The sequence below is a fragment of the Actinocrispum wychmicini genome, from assembly GCF_004345645.1.
Classification (GTDB): Bacteria; Actinomycetota; Actinomycetes; order Mycobacteriales; family Pseudonocardiaceae; genus Kibdelosporangium; species Kibdelosporangium wychmicini.
Window position 1 is genome coordinate 460,685 of the sequence record NZ_SLWS01000007.1, and the last position, 18,970, is coordinate 479,654.

The 18,970-nt window shown below is 66.6% G+C and carries 11 protein-coding genes; 5 read left to right on the forward strand and 6 right to left on the reverse strand.

Features of this window, described 5'->3' with window-relative positions; translation table 11 throughout:
- Positions 1-176 precede the first annotated feature (176 nt).
- A complete protein-coding gene (locus EV192_RS32105) occupies positions 177-1,925 on the forward strand; it encodes an N-acetylmuramoyl-L-alanine amidase (RefSeq protein ID WP_132122109.1) in 1,749 nt (582 codons plus the stop codon).
- A 67-nt stretch (positions 1,926-1,992) separates the two neighbouring features.
- On the opposite strand, the gene EV192_RS32110 is transcribed toward EV192_RS32105, so the two are convergent.
- Entirely contained in the window at positions 1,993-2,967 is a 975-nt protein-coding gene (locus tag EV192_RS32110; RefSeq protein ID WP_207926319.1) for a class I SAM-dependent methyltransferase, read from the reverse strand.
- A 162-nt stretch (positions 2,968-3,129) separates the two neighbouring features.
- A complete protein-coding gene (locus EV192_RS32115) occupies positions 3,130-3,813 on the reverse strand; it encodes a TetR/AcrR family transcriptional regulator (protein WP_132122113.1) in 684 nt (227 codons plus the stop codon).
- A gap of 153 nt (positions 3,814-3,966) precedes the next feature.
- On the opposite strand from EV192_RS32115, the gene EV192_RS32120 reads away from it, so the two are divergent.
- The gene (locus tag EV192_RS32120) at positions 3,967-4,821 is read left to right on the forward strand and encodes a lipase family alpha/beta hydrolase (RefSeq protein WP_243727213.1); all 855 of its coding nucleotides are present in this window, start codon (positions 3,967-3,969) and stop codon (positions 4,819-4,821) included.
- 60 nt (positions 4,822-4,881) lie between these two features.
- Here EV192_RS32120 and EV192_RS32125 read toward each other — a convergent pair whose 3' ends face one another.
- Complete coding sequence (locus EV192_RS32125) at positions 4,882-5,904, reverse strand: RICIN domain-containing protein (protein WP_165960730.1); 1,023 nt, start codon at positions 5,902-5,904, stop codon at positions 4,882-4,884.
- 320 nt (positions 5,905-6,224) lie between these two features.
- A complete protein-coding gene (locus tag EV192_RS32130; RefSeq protein WP_165960731.1) occupies positions 6,225-11,513 on the reverse strand; it encodes a PA14 domain-containing protein in 5,289 nt (1,762 codons plus the stop codon).
- A 696-nt stretch (positions 11,514-12,209) separates the two neighbouring features.
- Here EV192_RS32130 and EV192_RS32135 point away from each other — a divergent pair.
- Positions 12,210-13,679: an MFS transporter gene (locus EV192_RS32135; protein WP_132122119.1), complete on the forward strand. Its 1,470-nt coding sequence runs from the start codon at positions 12,210-12,212 to the stop codon at positions 13,677-13,679.
- Between the two features lie 37 nt (positions 13,680-13,716).
- Positions 13,717-14,385: a TetR/AcrR family transcriptional regulator gene (locus tag EV192_RS32140; RefSeq protein ID WP_165960732.1), complete on the forward strand. Its 669-nt coding sequence runs from the start codon at positions 13,717-13,719 to the stop codon at positions 14,383-14,385.
- A 45-nt stretch (positions 14,386-14,430) separates the two neighbouring features.
- On the opposite strand, the gene EV192_RS32145 is transcribed toward EV192_RS32140, so the two are convergent.
- Positions 14,431-16,059 (reverse strand): Nramp family divalent metal transporter, encoded by a 1,629-nt coding sequence (locus EV192_RS32145; protein ID WP_132122123.1) that lies wholly within the window; start codon positions 16,057-16,059, stop codon positions 14,431-14,433.
- A gap of 498 nt (positions 16,060-16,557) precedes the next feature.
- Between EV192_RS32145 and EV192_RS56935 the strand changes: the two genes are divergently transcribed.
- Positions 16,558-18,048, forward strand: a complete 1,491-nt coding sequence (locus tag EV192_RS56935) for a stealth family protein (RefSeq protein ID WP_132122125.1) — start codon at positions 16,558-16,560, stop codon at positions 18,046-18,048.
- On the opposite strand, the gene EV192_RS32155 is transcribed toward EV192_RS56935, so the two are convergent.
- The gene (locus tag EV192_RS32155) at positions 18,000-18,944 is read right to left on the reverse strand and encodes a phosphodiesterase (protein ID WP_132122127.1); all 945 of its coding nucleotides are present in this window, start codon (positions 18,942-18,944) and stop codon (positions 18,000-18,002) included. The two genes, EV192_RS56935 and EV192_RS32155, sit on opposite strands and share 49 nt — an antisense overlap.
- Positions 18,945-18,970: the final 26 nt, after the last annotated feature.

Here is an 18,970-nt window from a genome sequence, read left to right on the forward strand (position 1 = left end):
AGCTACCCCGTTGTGACCAGCGTGGTCCGCCAGGTGGAGTACCGTTCAGATGTATTTCGGACCAGTACAGGAGTTCCATCGAGAAACTGAGACACCTCTCACCACCGGCGCTTTTCGAAGGCCGCTACCGTCTCGGGCAGCCGCACTCCGCGGTACCCGTTACCCAAGGTGGGGGTATGGTCCGTTCCCTTGTTGTCGTTTCCGCGCTGGTTGCCGCCCTGCCGGCGAGTCTGCTTGCCCCGGTGGCCGGCGCCACTCCCGAGGAGAGCGTCCACAGTGTCCTGGAATCCGTTCCGTTGATGTCGGCTTCCGCCGTCCCCAATTCGCGGGACACCGACGTGCGCGAGATCACGGGGAAACGCTTCGCGATGGTCGCGCTGCGGGGGAAAACCCGCGCGCCGGAAGGTGCCCAGGTCCAAGCCAAACGTCTCGACGGCCGGTGGGGTGACTGGCTGCCGCTGGCGAAGGCGGACGACGAGCGCGCCGGAAACGCCACCGAACCGGTGTGGGTCGGTGATTCGACGGCCCTGCGAGTACGGACCGTTGACCCGGCAGGGGTGTCGGTGGTGGTGATCGACCCGGGCAGCCGCCCGGCCGACGCGAAGAGAAGCACGACCCTAGCCTCAGGCACCGGCCGGCCCGCGGTGATCAGCCGCGCGGACTGGGGCGCCGACGAACGGATTCGCACCGACTGCTTCGCGCGCCAGGGTATCGGCGTCGAATACTCGGCCACGACCAAAGCGGCCACGATCCACCATGACGCCGGCAGCAACGACTACTCGCCCGCCGATGCCGCCCGCATCGTGCGCGGCATCTACGCCTTCCACGCACAGGACAGAGACTGGTGCGACATCGGCTACAACGCACTGGTCGACAAGTACGGACAGATCTTCGAGGGCCGTGTGGGCGGGCTCGAGGTCCCCGTGCTAGGCGCGCACGCGGGCGGTTTCAACCGGTACACGTTCGGTGTGTCGATGCTCGGCAACCTCAACACCGCCGCACCGAGCCCGGCGCAACTGGACTCGGTTTCCGCGATAGTGGCCTGGAAACTGGCCGGCAGCTACCGCGATCCCAACTCGCAGGTGCGGCTGGTCTCCACGGGTGGCGGCACGGCCAAGTACCCGGCCGGCACCGAGGTCGCCCTCCCGGCGATCTTCGGACACCGGGACGTCGGCAACACCGAATGCCCCGGCGAGCTGGGATACCAGCAACTACCCGCGATCCGGCAGCGCGTCACCGAACGCATGGGCGACTGGACGTCCAGCCCGATCTACCGCAAGTGGCAGGCCACCGGCGCCGACGCCGGCGAGCTGCAAGGCGCCTTCCGCCTGGAAAGCGACGCCACGAACGGCGGACGCTGGGCGAGCTTCGCGGGCGGAGCCAAGTCGGTCTACTGGTCGCCCACCACCGGCGCACAGATCGTCTGGGGCAACATCCGGGTCAAGTGGACGGAGCTCGGCGCGGAAACCGGGATCCTCGGCTACCCGACAACCGACGAACTGCCTGCCGCCAACGGGGGTCGCTACAACGACTTCCAAGGACTCGGCGGAGCGATCTACTGGACCCCCGCGACCGGCGCACACCAGATCATGGGCGCCATCAGATGGAAGTGGGCCAAACTCGACGCGGAACGAGGCGCACTCGGATACCCGTTGACCGACGAAATGGTCACCGCCGACGGCCTCGGCCGCTACAACCACTTCCAGGGAATGTACTCCTCGATCTACTGGACCGCGGCCACCGGCCCGCAGGAGGTACGTGGCCTGATCAAGCAACGCTGGGCGGACCTCGGCTGGGAACGGTCCTATCTCGGCTATCCCGTCACCGACGAGTACTCAGTCCCGGGCGGACGGCGCAGCGACTTCCAACACGGCTACATCACCTGGGACGCCAGCACTGGCCAGGTGGTCGACAGCCGCACCTGACCACCGCGCACACCGCGAGCCGCCCAGTCAGCCGGGCGGCTCGCGGAAAGCCTGCGCCAGTCGAGTCTCAGACGGGGACTCGGGCCTGCGCGGGCAGGAAGGCGTCCAACGACATCGCCGGGTGGGGGTACCTGAACTCGTTCCTGGACAGTTCGATGTACATCCCTTCCGGCTGGCCGGCCAGGAAATAGTTCCCTTCGTACGGGTTGGGGTTCATCATCATCGAGTTGTCCGCGTCGTACCTGGAACCGAGTGGCTCGTAGGTCACGTCGCCACCGAACACCGCGTGGACGGCGGAGTCCACGAACGTGAAGAACTCGACATTGCTGCTCCGCAGATGCGTGTCCTGGATCGCCACCCCGTGCACCCGGTCCCGGACGAAGTACAACGACGCCAGATCCTTGACGACCTGCCCGAAGTCGTGCGCCCCATCGTGATGCACCAACGACCGCACCCCTTCCTCGGCGCACAGCACGTTTCGCACGTACGTCGGCAAGTCACCGTAGAACATCCGAACCCGGGAAGCCGCCCGCGGGAACGTCCGACGCAACCGCTCGTAGGTGAACTGCAGATACGCCTGGTTCGTGTCCACAAGATCGAGTTCGACGCCCATCGGCTCCACACAGCCGGCGAACACACTCGCCGAACCGCCCATGAACACGCCCACATCGACCACACGCGACACCGATGCCTTGGCGGGACCGGGCTGTGTGTCCCGTCCGGAACCCCGGCCACGAAGCAGTCCACGCAGACCCGATCGAGGCTGCTCCCCGGCACCCCGATGGAAACGTTCGACACAGCCGAAGATGTCGAAGTAGTGCTGTGCCGTGCACTGATCCTCGTAGGCCACGTCCGCCGCCGCCACCGCGGCCGCGATCCCATCGAAGATCGCGTTCCGTCCCGCGAACGACCCGCGATCAGCCTGATGCCCGCTCAGAATCTTGATACCCAGCTGGTCGTGCGGATTCTCGATGCCGGCTAGAGCCGGGTCCGGACCGAGAAACGTGCCCCAGGCGCCATCCGCGGACGCGCTCTCATCCACCTGTTCAACCATCTCACAGACTCCAGTCCACAACTCGTTGCCACAGCGACGGTCCATGCCCAGCAGATCCCCAGAACCACGCCGGCTGACCCTGTATGGCTTGTCGTACAAGACAACCGCACCGTTACAAACCGACACCAACCGGACAATGCCGGGTCGGCACTATCTGGCCGCGAGGCCGTCGCGGACGACGTGATGGAACTCGATCATCGGCTGGATGAGGGACTCGATGTCCCCCTCGACACTCGGGTCGTGGTCGGCGAGCCAGTCGGCGATGAGTTCGAACAACGCGCCGACCAAGCCGATGGTCACGTTGTGGATCCAGGGGCGCGGCGCCTCTGGGCCGATGATCCCGTACTGCCGCCAGATGGTCTCGATCAGGCTCGCGGCCCATCGACGGTTGGCCCGTCGCCGTCGTTCCACCGCCGGTGAGACCGAAGTGGACTGACTGAACAGCACCTTCGGAATCCTGGGATCCGCCATCAGCGCCCCCGCGAAGGTGCGGATGAAGTCGTCGATCCCGGCCGGATCGGTGCCTGTCTGGTCGGCCAGCGCGCCCTGGACCCGAGCCTGAAGCGTGCTGCCGAGTTGGTCGAACAGCGCCAGGTAGCAGGCCTCCTTGCTGTCGAAGTGCTCGTAGAAGCTTTTGGTGCCGACGTACGCGGTCTGGCAGATCTCCTCGATCGACACGTTCGCGTATCCCTTGTCGCCGAACAGGCTCAACGACGCCGCGAGCAGGTCGTCGCGTCGTCGTGCGCGCCGTTGCTCGGCATCCAGACCACGGACCCGGCGGCCCTGGCCTTCCGGACGAGGTGCGGACGAGGCAGGGGCCGACCGTTGTGCCATGCCCCGCATGGTACGGGCGAACCGGCCGGTTGATCAGACCACCTGTTACGGATCAGGCCGCGTGTTTCGAAAAAGACGTCTTGTTGAAACGTCGTGACGATGGTCTACTGACGAGTAGTGATTCGAGCAACAGTCGTCCCACATGGAGGTCGGATGCGTACGCTCGTTCGAACCGTTCTCGCCCTCGCCTTGGCGATCGGCCTGCTCACGGCCGGTGTGACCGGTGCTGACGCCGCGAGCCGGCCGTCCTCGGGCATCGGCGACTGGCGGTGCCTGCCCAACGCGAAACACCCCCGGCCGGTCGTGCTCCTGCACGGAATGGGAGGCAACGGGGTGACCGGGATGGGCGCACTGCCCATCGTTCTCGCCGCGAGCGGATACTGCGTCTTCTCCCCCACCTACGGGTCGACCATCCTCGGTCCGCTCGTGGCCGGACTGGCCCCGCTGAAGGACAGCGCGGCGGAAGTGGCCACGTTCATCGACCGAGTGCGGCAATCGACAGGCGCCGACAAAGTCGACATCGTCGGCTACTCCGAAGGCACCACCGTGACGGCCTACTATCTCAAGAAACTCGGCGGCGCGGCGAAGGTGGAGCGGTACACCGGGTTCGGCGCCAACTACGCCGGAACCACCCTGCTCGGCTTGACCCAGCTGGCCAAGCGGCTGAACCTCGGACCGATCCTGACCGGCGTGGGCTGCGGCGCCTGTACCGACTACCTGCCCGGTTCGGCGTTCCTCCAGGAACTCGGCGATGGCGGCGTGGCCGTGCCCGGCCCCTCCTACACCAACATCGTGACCAAGTTCGACGAGGTCGTCACACCCTACACGAGCGGAATACTCAAGGCGCCCAACTCGACCAACATCGTGGTCCAGGACAAGTGCTCGCTCGACATCACCGGCCACATCGGATACATCACTGACCCGAACCTCATCCAGTTCGTGGTCAACGCGCTCGACCCAGCACACGCAAACCCCTTCCTCTGCTTGCCCTACCTGGTCGCCTACTGACCACAAGACACGGTTGCCCGCCATGGCTGGACGGTCAGGGCGGGCAACCGTGTCCGGTTTCTATGAGGTAGCGTCGCACGAGGTGAAAGTCGGGCTGGTCCGCGCGCTGTAGATGCTCGCCCCGCCCTGGCGATCGCTCTTGACAGGTACGGTGACGGTGTCGTCGGCGGTCCAGGGGAAGCCTTGCGTGTCGAACGTCCAACTACCGGTGACCTTCGTCGCCAGTTCGGACAACGCGACCCAGCCATACTGCCGAGGGGACACCGTCACGACCAGACTGTTACCCAACTCCTGCCTGAGGTCCATTGTGTACTCGTAGCTGCCGGTGATCGACGCGGTGACCTGGACCTTGATCGGAGACATGTCGCCAGTGCCCGCGGTCAGCGATGCCTGCAGGCTGAGACCGATCTTGTTCGTCCAGCCGGTGGTGGTGTTGAGTTGGAACGTCCACTGCACCGCCACGGATGTGCCGTTGTACCACACGGGCGAGACACACGACGCCGGCAGGAGGAAGGCCGGCGTCTGCTCGGTCATGTCCCACGAACAGTTCGTGGTGTCCTTGGCACACCGGGCGGCGGCGTAGTCGACGGCCTCGTTCCACGCCACCTGGTAGGCGCTGTCGGGGACGATCCACTGCTGGACCTTCGTGCCGTCACAGGAGGTGATGGCCGCCACCAGGCCGCCGCTCCAGTCGGTCTGCTGGCTCAGGCAGGTGTTGTCGCCGTCGTGGCGGATCATGAAAGCCTTCTGCGCCGATCCGTTGACCGGCTGGAAGTACCATTTCTCGGTCGCGCGTCCGTCGCAGGGCCGTTGCCGAGGCAGCTGGTAGGCGTCGTCGAGGCATTTGGCGGTGGTGTCGTTGACGATGGCGAACGACGTGTTGGCGGTGCCGGTGTTGATCCGCCAGGTCGGCGCGGAGCCGGGTGCCGGGTTCACCTGAATGTAGGCGTTCTCGTCACGGGATCCGTTCTGGACGTCCAGGACGCGGCCACTGCTGACGTTCGTGAACGTCAACCGGAACAGCGCCTTGGCGGCCGCGTCGCCTTGGGGTGCGGCGACGGCCGGGATCGCCGTGATCCCCACGGCCGCGCATAACATCGCGACGGCGACGGTTATCCTCCGCCACAACGGTCTTGCGCGTCTCGTTGCTGTGGTTGCCACCGACGTGATCCTCTCGTAGTGCGTATATCAACCGAACAGAGTTGTTACGGACACCCGGAACCTCGCGCTGATCACTCCGGACGGCACCGCGCCGGGCAGCGCCCCCTCGCAAGGTTCACGGTTCCTCTCCGGGCTCCTGGCCACGCCCGAGAAGGCAAAGCATGCGATCGATGAGGCGCCCATAGCCGACCTCCACCGCCAAGGCCGTCATCAGGCCAACTGTGGGCTTACCTGTCGTCTCCTCAATACCCGTCCTTACGTCGGGGGCGCCAACCGCTTTGTTGGGTATCAGGCTCCTCGGATGCTCCGGTCGGCTTCTCCTTGGCGCCCTCATTCGGGGTGATGCCTTGTGCTGACTCGTGCAGCATGCAGGCGGCGCAGCCGGGGTCTCTGGTTTCTCCGTGGACCACGCATCCGGCGCACTTTTCAGGGCCCTTGGCCTCCTTCTCGGCAGCTTTGTTGAGAGCTTTGGCCTCTCTGCCGATATTCCTGAGTTCTACGCCTTGCTTGACGGCGGTACCGGCGGCCTTGCCGAGCTCCCGGGCGCCGGGAATCGGAAGCGCACCGGTCAGATCCTCGAGAGCTGCTAGGCCGTTGCCCTGCGCCAACTGCCCGGTGGCGGCCGCGACGGAAGCGACGGTGCCGATCGGGCCAGGCACGTAGGACACCACCTCGGCTGCGGTGGTCGCGACCCGGACTATCGATTTCCAGGAGGGGAACGTGCCGGCCAGGTCCTGGCTGTTGACCGGGTCGGCGCTCACGTAGTCGTAGTCGTTGGCCGACCCGCCCGCGACCGGGTCGACCTGCAGGAACCGGCCAAGGACCGGCAGGTAGACGCGGGCGCCCATCTCGATGGCCTGTTGGCCGGCCAGGTGTTCCACTGGCCGCTCGTGTTGGCCCAGCCACCCGAAGTCCATGCCACCGGCCGCGGTGGCGGGAACCGGGACGTCAGTGAACGCGCCGGTGTTCGGGTCGATGTTCTGGCCGAACGGGTCATACAGGTAGATCCCGCCGGTGCGGGCGGCGCTGCCGTCGGCGGTGAACAGGACATCGCCGTGGATGTTGGGGTAGGACCAGTTGGTGGTGGCCGCTTTGTCGTAGTTCTTGGTCAGCAGCATCCCGCCGGGCAGCGCCACGATCCGCTGCAGCAGGTTGCCGGACTTGTCGAGGATGAGGTCGGCGTCGTCGTGGGTGGAGCTGTAGGAGTAACGGGTGGTGCCGTTCTTCGACCCGTCCGGGTGGCCGGTGACCGTGCGGGAGGTCAACCTGTCCCGCGGGTCGCGGGTGTAGGCGATCGACGTGCCGGTCGCGGTGGTGGTGGAGATGTGGCGTTTGGTGGCGTCGTAGCCCAGGGTGTCGCCGCCGACCTTGACCACGTCGCCGTGGCTGTCGTAGTCGAACGCCAACGCGAGGCCACCACTGGTGGACAGCAACCGGTCGGCACCGTCGTAGCAGTAGGCGGTGGTGACCGCTGGGGCGCCGTTGAGGCTGTCGGTGGACGCCGTGCGGTTGGTGTTCGCGCCCGCCTGTTTGTTCGGCCCGCACCCGTTGGCTGGGTCGAACCGGTAGGTGAGCTGATGGTGCGGCACGGTCGCCGCGGTCAGTCGGGCCCCGGTGTCGTAGGTGTAGGAGTAGGCCGCCGCGGGTTTCCCGTTGTCGGTCACCACGTCGTCGGTGATGCGGTTGTCCCGGGAACGGGTCACCGTGTCGACCACAGTGGACGAAGACGTCTTCCACGTCAACGCCGTCAGTTGGCCCGCGTTGTTGCGCGTCAGCTGATCCAGGCGGGATCCGTTGCCGTACGCGACGCTCGCCAGCTCAGCGGCGGTGTCGTAGGCCGGAGTGGCGACCGTGACCCCGTCCACTTTGGCACCGGTCAGCTGGGAGGCGGTGTTCCAGGTGTAGTCGACGGTGCTGGTCACGCCGTTGACGGTGGTGGTGTCCCGGGTCAGCCGGCCGACCTGGTCATAGGTCGCGGTGGAGGTCACGCCGTTGGCGTCGGTGTAGCCGACCTCCTGGCCCAGAAGGTCGACCACGGTCGTGATCGACCCGCTCTCGTCGGTTACCTTCGACTTCAACGGATCCCCGCCGACCGCGTAGTCGTTGACCACCGTGCGCGCGGGCCGGCCGGCGTACGCCGGGTAGCTCTGCTTGACCACGCGTCCACGCGCGTCGTAGCTGGTGCAGGTCCACGGCTCGACGTTGACGCGTTGGGCGACGACTCGGCCGGCCGCGTTGTACACGCTCTCGCCGGTCAGTGCCGGGCCATTGCCTGGTGCGGGTGTGGTGACAGTCTTGGCCATACCGCCCTGGTTGACTGGCGGGGCGTTGGGATCGCAGGGGTTGGTGCGGGTTTCGGTGTCGCCGTAGTAGCTGGTGGTGGTGCGTGCGGTCGGGCTGGCAAGGTCCCCCGCCGGCATCGCTCCGGCAAGTTTGCGCAGGTATCCGTCACCCGGCCGCTCATAGCTGGTGCGCGCGGTGAGGTTGAGTCCGCCAGGATCCAGCGTCGTGGACACGGCGAGGCCGTACACCGGGTCGATCCCCGTTGTCGGATCCGTGTAGCTGCTCGCCGACCGCCTCGTCGGCGACCGCTCGACGCTGCCTCCGGAAGTGTCCTCAGTGGTCGAACTGGTCACCCACCCGTAGCGGGGCGCCAGATTCGCGCCGGGCACCGTCACCGGCGCGCTCTTGCCGGGCGGGGTCCAGGTCAGGTTCAGTGCACCCGTGGTGCCGGCGTGGTTGTAGTAGTCGACCCGGATGCGGTGCCGGCTGCCCGCCACGGTGTTGGTGTACTTGCCGGCGACCGCGGTGGCGGGCTTGTCGCCCCAACTGTCGACGGTCAGCACGTCGTCGACCCACAGGCGCACGCCGTCGACCGCGGTGAACCCGAGTCCGTAGTCCCCGGTGGTGGGCAGCTGGATCTCGCCGGTGAACCGACCCGACCAGCCACCGTTGTTCGCCACCGGCGGGCTGGCGCCCCATGACCGCGACAGTGTCCCGTCGGCGTTGCCGACACCGGTGGCGAAGAGCTTGGGGACACCGGACAGGAACGGATTGTCATAGAAGGCCGCCGACAACCCGACCATGCCCTCGTCGTAGGCGGTGCGGGCGTGCGGCATGCTCGTCGCACACGCCGGTGTCGGAGTCTGACCGGTGAAACACGAGGGGGGCGCGGGCCCGTACTTGTCGACCGGACGGTCGGCGTAGTCGTACACCGTGGTGGATCGCCGTCCGGCGGAGTCGACCGCGGCGGTGGCCTTGTCTTTGGCGTTCCACTCCGCGTAGATCGTGGCGCCTGTGAAATCGGTGGTGGCCACCGCACGGCCGGCGTCGTCATAGGTGGTCGTGCGCGAGCGGGTGGCGTCGTACACCCCGGCCAGGGCCACGGTCGCCTGCTTGCGGTCCAGGTAGTACTGGTAGAAGTGTTCGGCCCGAGCCCCGCTGGACCGACCGTTCGGCGACGGGGCCAGGACCTGGACAGCTCGCAGTACCGGCGGTTCGTGGACCTGCTCGACCACAGGGCTGTAGCCGATCACCGTGCACGCGGCGGCGACGTCGTCGGTGTTCGTGCAGCCGTTCTCCGACGACGGCGCTTGCCGGGCCACCCAGTCATAGGCCAGGCTGCCGCGGATCGTGGACAGTGGCCCGACACTGTCAAGAGCCTTCTGTTTCTCCTCCTCGTTGTCACCGGCCTGGTCGTACCGCTGCTTCGCGGTGGTCCGGTCGGTGTAGTCGAAGTCCTGGATGGCCGCGCCGGGATTCTCGATCCGGGCGAGCGTGCCCATCAGGTACCACAGCCGGGTCTCACTGCCGTCCCAGTATCGGACGCGACACAGCATCTGCGGCGGCGCCGGGTCCGAGCCCGGCGGGCGGGACACCCCGCCGTAGCAGCTGTCGCTGTTGTCGGTGTTGTAGAACAAGGTGTGCGCACGGCCGGACACCGGATCCTTGATCTGGGTCAACCGCGCCGGCGAACCGCTGTAGATGTACTGCAGCGCGGCCGGTTTCTTGCCGTCCAGTACTGACGCCACCGCGGACAGGGTGCCGTCCGGGTTGAACACCGACACGACGTCGCCTTCGGTGACGGTCATCCGGCCGGTGGTGTCGAACGCCAGCACGCCGTCCTCACCCACCGGCGGCGTATAGCCACCAGTGGATGCCTTGGTCCAGGTGTGCTTGCCGCCCGCGCCATCGGTGAGCACCACCGACCCGTCCAGCATCTCCGCCTGGCTGTAGCCACTCGACAGCGCCGACAGCGTCCACCCCGCCGGCAACGCCTCCGGATCGGCCGAGTACAGCCACTCCGTCGGCGCGACCCGAGGATCGAGGTTGTCGGTGCGCGCGTCGTCAGTGCCGACGGTGCTCTTGACCCACAACACCATCCGGGGCCGTTCCGTGGTGTGGTGGTACAGCTCGATCCGGACCGGCACCCGCTGCCCGGCCGTCAACGGCACATCCCGGTCCTGTCTCGGGCCCGGCTGGAGGAAGTCGGCGCCGACGTCCGCGGCGGGGTTCGGGTTGTCGTAGACGAGCTTGTCCCCCACCCAGATCCGGGCACCGTCGGCATGCACGCCGGCGAACCGGAAATCGCCCGTGACCGGGGCCTTGAAATGTCCCTCCCACCGGACGACGAACCAGTCCTTGGCCAACGCCGGCGGCATCGGATTGTCCCGCCATGGCCGGTTGTCCGGATTGTCGCTCCACGCGACACCCCAGTCCAGGTTGACCTGCGCCTCACTGCGCACCATCACCGGGACCGCGTCCGGGACCCCGGTGTGCCGGGAGTCGTTGAAGTACGACGCCCGCACGCCATGCGGCGCGCCCTGCCGGGAGTTGTAGGCGAACCCCACCCCCGCCGGCCCACCCACCGACGCGAACGCCGGCCCCGCGGACTCGATGTGGGCGTTGCCGTTGAACAGGTTCACCGTCACCGGACCCAGATGATCCGTCGGCGCCGGCCCCGGGTCCCCGACCCGCTGGTTGACCGTGAAATGCCCCACCCATCGAGACACTGTCACCGCCGCCCCGTCGGCCAAGGCGGTGCCCGCCGTCCACGTGTACCGGCCACCGTCATGCAACACATGCTTCGGCACCGTCCACTGTGGCTGATCCAGGCACCCGGAATCCACCACACTGCCCGAACGACCATCAAAACCGGTGGACACCTTGAAGCAGTACAAGACGCCGTCACCGACCGCGGCGACCTGCAACACCGGTGTCTCTACGCCCACCACGGCGTCGTCGACCGGACTGACGAGACTCGTCTCCGGCGCCGCGCTCGCGGCACGCTTCGCCGCACTCGCACCCGCCAACGGCCTGAAATCGGCCTTCGGTTGCTCCGGATCAGGCGCCTGGCGAGCCTTGTCCCCGGACGGCACCGACAACAGCGGCAGATCCCGCCGAACCTCCGTCGGAACCGGCTTCGCCGCCGACGGCGCTGCCGACACCTGCGCCTGCGAACCAGCCAGCACCATCGTCAACGCCGCCGCGACCACTCGCGCCCGCGCGCCGTTACGACCCCACAAAGCCATGGACCCCTCCATCGACGTCAAGCACCGAGCGCCAACTCCGAACCCAAGCGCGACTGACAGATCACGACGCGGTCAGGGCGCGCGGGCGCATCAACAACGGACAGGCGGCGTACATCCTCCATGCCGAGTCAGACCAACTCGGCTGGACCATCCTCTTTGGACCACAAGTGCGGGTACGGCAAGCTCGGCCGGACACCGGTCCCGGCAGCGACGGCACAGACGGAGACGCCGTGACAGCCGCGTTCGGCGACCTGCGCCACGGCGACCTCCAACTGCCGCTGAACCGTGCCGGTCATGGTGGCGCGGGGCGGCAGCGACTCGAACGGAGTCCGGATGTCGCCCGGCTCCCCTCGAAGGCTGGCAACACAGGCCGAACGCTAACGAACATTCGTTAGGAACGCAACGTACCGTGGTCGCAGATCAGGCTCCTACCGTGGACGGAGTTCATGGCGCCGCCGAGCCCGAATCCACCACGACGGACAGCGGTTGCGCACGCGCCGGATCGCAGGTCGCGCGGGCTTCGCTGAGCACGGTCGTCACGAGGTCGCCAACCGTGCGGCCACAGGTCAAGCATGCCGCCCTACCCCATCTGAGGCGGAGATCACCACGCTATGCGGAGAAGATTCTCCGCATAGGCGGTAGCGTGCCGTAGCGGAGAAATTTCTCCGCTTAGACTGGGAGTGAGGAGCATTGCCCATGGCACGTACGACATCCCGTCCACACCACACCGTCATCTTCGCTGTACTGGTGCTGGGAATCGCGGCCTACTCGCTGTTGCAGTCGATGGTCGTGCCGGTCCTGGCGCTGCTGATCCCCGCGCTGCACACCACACAGGCCACCGCGACGTGGCTGATGACCGGCTACCTGTTGTCGGCGTCGGTGGCGACCCCGATCGTCGGTCGCATCGGCGACAAGGTCGGCAAGGAGCGCATGCTGGTGGCCACGCTCGGTGCGCTGACGGTCGGCTCCCTGATCGCGGCAATGACCGACTCGGTGGGAGTGATGATCGCCGCCCGCGTGATTCAGGGTATCGGCGGCGGCGTACTCCCCCTGGCCTTCGGTGTGATTCGCGACGAGTTCCCGGCGGCCAAGTTGCACAGCGCGGTAGGTGTCGCGTCAGCGCTGGCAGCGGTCGGCGGTGGCCTGGGTCTGGTCATCGCCGGACCGATCGTCGACCATCTGAACTACCACTGGCTGTTCTGGCTCCCGATGATCATGACGGCGACCGCGATGGTGGCCACGGTTCTGTTCGTGCCCAAGTCGCCAGTGCGCAGTCCGGGCTCGATCAACTGGGGCGCCGCGCTGTTGCTCTCGGCCTGGCTGGTGACGTTGCTGCTCGCGGTGAGCAAGGGCCCCGCCTGGGGCTGGAGTTCGAGCCGTGTTCTCGGTCTGTTCGCGGTGGCGGTGGTCTGCCTGGTGCTGTGGATCGTCGTGGAGTTGCGGTCGACCACGCCGTTGATCGACATGCGGACGATGCGCATGCCGGCGGTCTGGACCACCAACGTGGTCGCCATGCTGGCCGGCGCCGCGATGTACGCGAACATGACATTCCTGCCGCAACTACTGCAGACACCGCGGTCGATCGCCGGCTACGGACTGAGCGCCAGCACCACACAGTCCGGGCTGTACATGCTTCCCATCACGATCGCGCTGTTCTTCCTCGGCATGGCGGCCGGCCCTCTCGCAGGACGGATCGGGGCCAAGAACGTCGTGCTCATCGGAACCGTCATCATGGCCGCTCCTTTCGTACTGCTGGCCGTCGACCACGACAGGAGTTGGGCGATCTACGTGGCCTCCGGCGTCCTGGGCGTCGGTCTCGGGCTGGCGTTCTCGTCCATGTCGGCGATCATCGTGGGGACCGTTCCAGCCGCCCAAACCGGTGCGGCGACGGGCATCAACGCCAACATCCGGGCCGTCGGCGGTGCGATCGGCAGCGCGGTCGCGGGCAGCGTCCTGGCCTCCAGCGCCGCTGGTGACCAGCGTCTCCCAGCGGACTCGGGATACACCGAGATCTTCTGGTTCCTGGCAGCGGTATCGGGCGTGGCTGCGCTGGCGTCACTGCGCATACCGAATATCAACCGACACCACACCAAGCCGCCGACCTCGGCGCCGAAGCCTTTCGATCCTGTTGCGACAGAATCCGAACGAGATGTGGCACGATCCTGACGCCGGACCATCGCGAATGAGGAGTAGCAACGACACAATGACCGACACAGCCGGGCCCGAATCCACCAGAAGCCGAACGTTGCGACGCGATGCCGTTCTCAATCGACAGCGACTGCTGCAGGCCGCTCGCGAGGTGTACGCGGAACAAGGCCACGACGCCGGAGTGGACGAGATCGCCCGGCGGGCCGGTGTCGGCATGGGAACCCTCTACCGGAACTTCCCGACCAAGAACGACCTGCTCCGTACCCTGCGGCAAGACCTGCTCGCCGATGTCTCGCGCCAGGCCGCCGCGGTGGCCGCTGAACAGCCACCCGGCGACGGCCTCGAAGCCTGCCTGTGGTGCGTCGGCACTGAGATGCAGGCGCACCACGGCTATCTGACGCTGTTGTGGGAGGCGTTCCCACGAGCCGAAGACCCTGACCGGTCAGAATTCTGGCAGCTTGTCCATCGGCTGCTCGATGAAGCCAAGGACGCCGGCCGGATCCGCGACGACCTGACCGTGACTGACGTCTTTCTCACGCTACTGTCCATTCGCGCCCTGATCGATGACACCACAAGTCAAGCACCCGGCATGTGGCGTCGGCACCTTTCCGTGGTACTTGCCGGCTTCCGACCCACGGCAGCGGAACTGGAGTACCCGCCGACCGACGACTCGCTGGTCGAACCAGATGTGCGACAACGTTCTCACCGTGGGGAGTCACGGTGAGAACGTTGTCGCACAGTCGCACAGGGGGTGTGGTCGTCCTTCCCCTCAACCACCGACTGCGACGTCGACGATCTTGACGATCACCATGATCATCGCGACCAGCAGATAGGACCGCAGTGCGGTCAGGCCGATCTTGCGGCCCATCGAGATCTCCGGCTTGGTCAGGTACTCCAGCGGTGGCATCCGCCAGTCCTGCCTGCCCGTGCGGTCGATCGGCGCGTACGTGCCACCACGGCGACGCACCAGCCCGTACCCGGCCACCAGGACACCGATCCCGCCGCAGATCTCCATGATCAGGAAGATCTGGTCGGCAGTGACGTCCGGGAACAGCACGGCCGTGGTCAGGATCACTGACAGCATCACCAGCACCCCGACCACCACCGAGGTGAACACGTTGGTGCCCCTGCCGTTCACCCACGGACCGAGCACCGCTTTGTCGTTACACAGCAGCAGCAGGAACACCGACGCGGACGGCAACAGCACTCCGGCCAGAGTCTGCACGCCTTCGGTCAGCAGGCCCAGCGGCGAGCCGGGGATCAGCACGATCACCGCCGACAGCACGACCAGTCCCGCGTAGACGGCATAGAAACCCTTGGCGTGCTTGACACCTCGGTGCAGCGAATGCTTGATGCCGAACACGTCACCGATCGCGTACGCGCTCGACAACGACACCGCGAAAGCGCCGATGATGGACGCGTCCAACAACGCGACCGCGAACAGCCCACCCACCGCGCGACCCGCGTACGCCTCCAGGCCTTGCGCGAGACCGGCGCTGTCGGAGTAGTTACCGAAGTCCGAGGTACCGCTGAAAGCCGCGGCCGCCATGCCCATGATCGCGGCGGCCCCGACCATCACCACGACCAGGCCGATCCACAGATCCACCCGCTCGTAGCGCAGGAACCGTGGGGTGATCCGCTTGTCGATGACGTAGGACTGCTGGAAGAACAGCTGCCACGGCGCGACTGTCGTGCCGACGATCCCGATGATCAGCAACATCAGCTGCGCCATCCCACCCGGACCGTCGGGCATGCTCGGCACCAGACCGCCGAGCATCTCCGACGGCGCCGGGTGGGCCATCACGTACACCGGCACCAACGTCAGCGACCCCAGACAGAAGAAGATCGCGATCCGTTCGAACCGACGGAAACTCCCGGTGAACGCCGCCGCGACGATCACCACCGCCGCGAGGATCACCGACGGCACCTTGGGCAAGCCGAGATACTGCACCGCCATGGAGATACCGATGAACTCGGTCACCAGCGTGAGCGCGTTGAGCAGGAACAGGTCGATCACTGAGAACGCGCCCCAGAACTTGCCGAACCGCTCCAGGATCAACCGGGCGTGCCCGACCCCGGTCACCGCGCCCAGGCGCAGCACCATCTCCTGGTTCACGTACAGCACCGGAACCAGCAACAGCAACGTCCACAGCAGCTTGGGCCCGTAGTTCTGGCCAGCCTGGCCGTACGTGGCGAACGCGCCGGCGTCGTTGTCACCGACCAACACGATCAAGCCGGGGCCGATGATCGCCAGCAGTGTCTTCATTTTGGCCGACAGCCCGACCCGCGGCGCGGTGTCGCCGGCCCTGATGGTGCCGAGCGCGCCGCGGATATCACCGACATGCGCGTCGTCCAGGACCGCGGTCTGTCGGTCGTCGATGCGGATGGTCTTGGTCATGGGAATCACTCCTCTCGCCCGGAAACGGGCCGATGGAAGGCATCGCGACAGCACCCGGGTTCGACGTGACCCACGCACGTGCAGGCGCCTGCCCGGCCGTGGCCGGGCAGGTCAGTGGTCGACTCCAGGACTAGTCGCGGATGCCGGGGGACGAAGGGGACGCGGGGATCGGGGGCGTACTTCGCCCCGGGCTACTACTTCCGAGCACTGCCCTCACCTCCCCAATCGTCCTGGCCCGCCAATGCCCCAGTGGCCAGCGTCCTACCGCATGGCGTGCCGCGCTCAGTCAACGCCGCGCACACCGAACTGTCAAGCACTTCTACAAGTGTTCAAGTGAACACTCCGCTTGTGTTACGCTCCCCCGGCACCTCGTTGGGCGAGGCTACTTCCAGTGCCAAAGCTCAACGTATGAGGGCCGCATCGCTGTTCCGGCAGCACTGTTGCGAGATCTCCTCCTTGTGCGCCCTGGTTTGTCCCGAATGGAAGGTGGGTGTTCCCATGACCAGCACAATCGACGTGTGCGCCGGCAGTCCTGTCGAGACGAGCACGCGCCTGCCCCAGTCCGAGGCCATGGTGCGGGATCTGCTGCTGATCCGGACCGAATTGGACAGTCACGGTATTCCGTACCTGCTCATTCGAAACGCCGACGACAGGCCGGCATTGGCGGTGGATGTTCGCCACCGCCAACGGGTCGCCGAGGCACTCACCGCCGCCAGCTTGACCGCGCCGTTGCGCGCCAGGATCAAGGACCCGGCACTGCGGCGTTCGGTGAACCTCGGCAACGGTCTGCTGTCGGTCTGCTCGGATCCCCGGATGGTACGGGTGTACCGTCAGCAGCAGGGCGAGGGGCGCGGCGACGGCATCGAGGTGGAACTCCAGTTCTGGCTGTTCGAAGATGAGCGGGCGATCTGCCCGACCGAAAACTCGATCACTCGTAAAGTACTGCCGCACAACGAGATGACCCGCACCACGGTGGAGCTGTACGGTCGCGTGTGGCCGACGATCGAAGGCATGTTCGCACCGCACGTCGCCGACGTCATGTTCGACATCGACATCGTGCTGTCCTGGGTGGACGGAAACGACCCGGAGTTCCGTGCCCGCCGCGAAGCGCACATGACCGGCCGCGTCGTCGGTGCAGGCGACGACGCGGACGCGCGGATCCGTCAGATCGATGAACTGCGCTACGCCCTGCGCTCGGTGCACGCGTTCGCACCGTGGGTGCGCCGCATCTTCATCGCCACCGACTCGGTGGTTCCCGTGTGGCTCAAGCCACATCCGAAGATCACGATCATCCGTGCCGAGGACCACTTCACCGACACCTCGGCGTTGCCCACCTACAACAGCCATGCCGTGGAAAGCCAGCTACAGCACATTCCCGGGATCTCCGAACACTTCCTGTACGCCAACGACGACATGTTCCTCGGTCGCCCGGTGACATCGGCGATGTTCTTCTCGCCCGGTGGGGTGACCAAGTTCATCGAGGCCGACGAGCGCATCGGGTTGGGCGGCAACACCATCGGCCGCAGCGGCCACGACAACGCCGCACGAGTGAACCGACAGGTGCTGTGGGAGCGGTTCGGCCACCTGATCACCCGGCACCTGGCGCACACCGCCGTACCGTTGCGCCGCAGTGTGCTGCTTGAGCTTGAGCGCGAGTTCCCTGAGCACTTCGCGCGTACGCGTGCCAGCAAGTTCCGGTCCAGCACGGACATCTCGGTGACCAACTCGCTGTACCACTACTACGCACTGCTGACCGGACGCGCGGTACAGCAGGAAGCGGCGAAGGCGTCCTACCTGGACACCACGACCCGCGCCGGACTCGCGCGGCTGCCGGAGTTGCTGCGCACACGACGATACGACTTCTTCTGCCTTAACGACAGCAGCTTCCCTGAAGTCGGCGCCGCCGAGCGGGCCCGGCTGGTTGGTGACTTCCTCCGGAGCTACTTCCCGGTGCCGGCGCCGTGGGAACGCGAGGCGGTGAGCGGCTGAGCGGACGGGATACGCAAGGCAGGCATGATCCGTACACCGGCCTCGGCGAGTTCCCGTTCGGCCCGCCCCGGCGGCACGAACCGCCCGACGGTCGGCCCGGACGCCAACGGAACCACGGTGTGCACCACAGTGTCCTGGTAGCAGTGCACCAGGTTGAACGCCTGCGCGCCGTCGCGTCCTCTGGTTCCGGGCGTGAGCAGGTCCTGCGTGTAGCAACTGGCTGAGGCGACCGAGACGGGAATGCCTGCGAACATGGCAGTGGTGGAGTAGTGCAAGTGCCCGGCGAGGACGCAGCGCACGTCGGTTCCCCACAGCACCTCGGCCAGGGCGTTCTGGTCGCGCAGTTCAACGGCGACGGCCAGATCCTGCACGCTGGGGATCGGCGGATGGTGCATCGCCAGGATGGTGCCGAACGGTGCCGGCTCGTCGAGTCTCGTGGCGAGCCACTCCAGCTGTGCGGGGCTGACTTCGCCGTGGTGGTGGCCGGGAACGGAGGTGTCCAGGACGACGACCCGCAGTCCGGCGACGTCGTACACGCGGTCCATCGGGGCCATTGACGGCGTCTCACGCAGCAGGTGTTCGCGAAACGTGGCACGGTCGTCGTGGTTGCCCATGACCCAGATGACTTCGGAACCGAGCCGGCCGGCCAGTGGCTCCACCATGTCCCGCAACTTGCGGTACGCGTCGGGCTGGCCGGTGTCGGCCAGGTCACCGGTGAAGATCAGGGCGTCCGGACGGGTCCGCGACCGCTCAAGCCGATCGAGCAGGTGGGATAAGTGGGCCTCGGCGTCGACGTCTCCGTACAGCTCGCCATCGCCCGCGATGAGATGGGTGTCGCTGATGTGTGCAACAACATGGTCCGGTCGCGGGTGCTCCGCGACCCTGGGTATGTCCACCCCGCCAAGGGTACCTGAACCTGTAG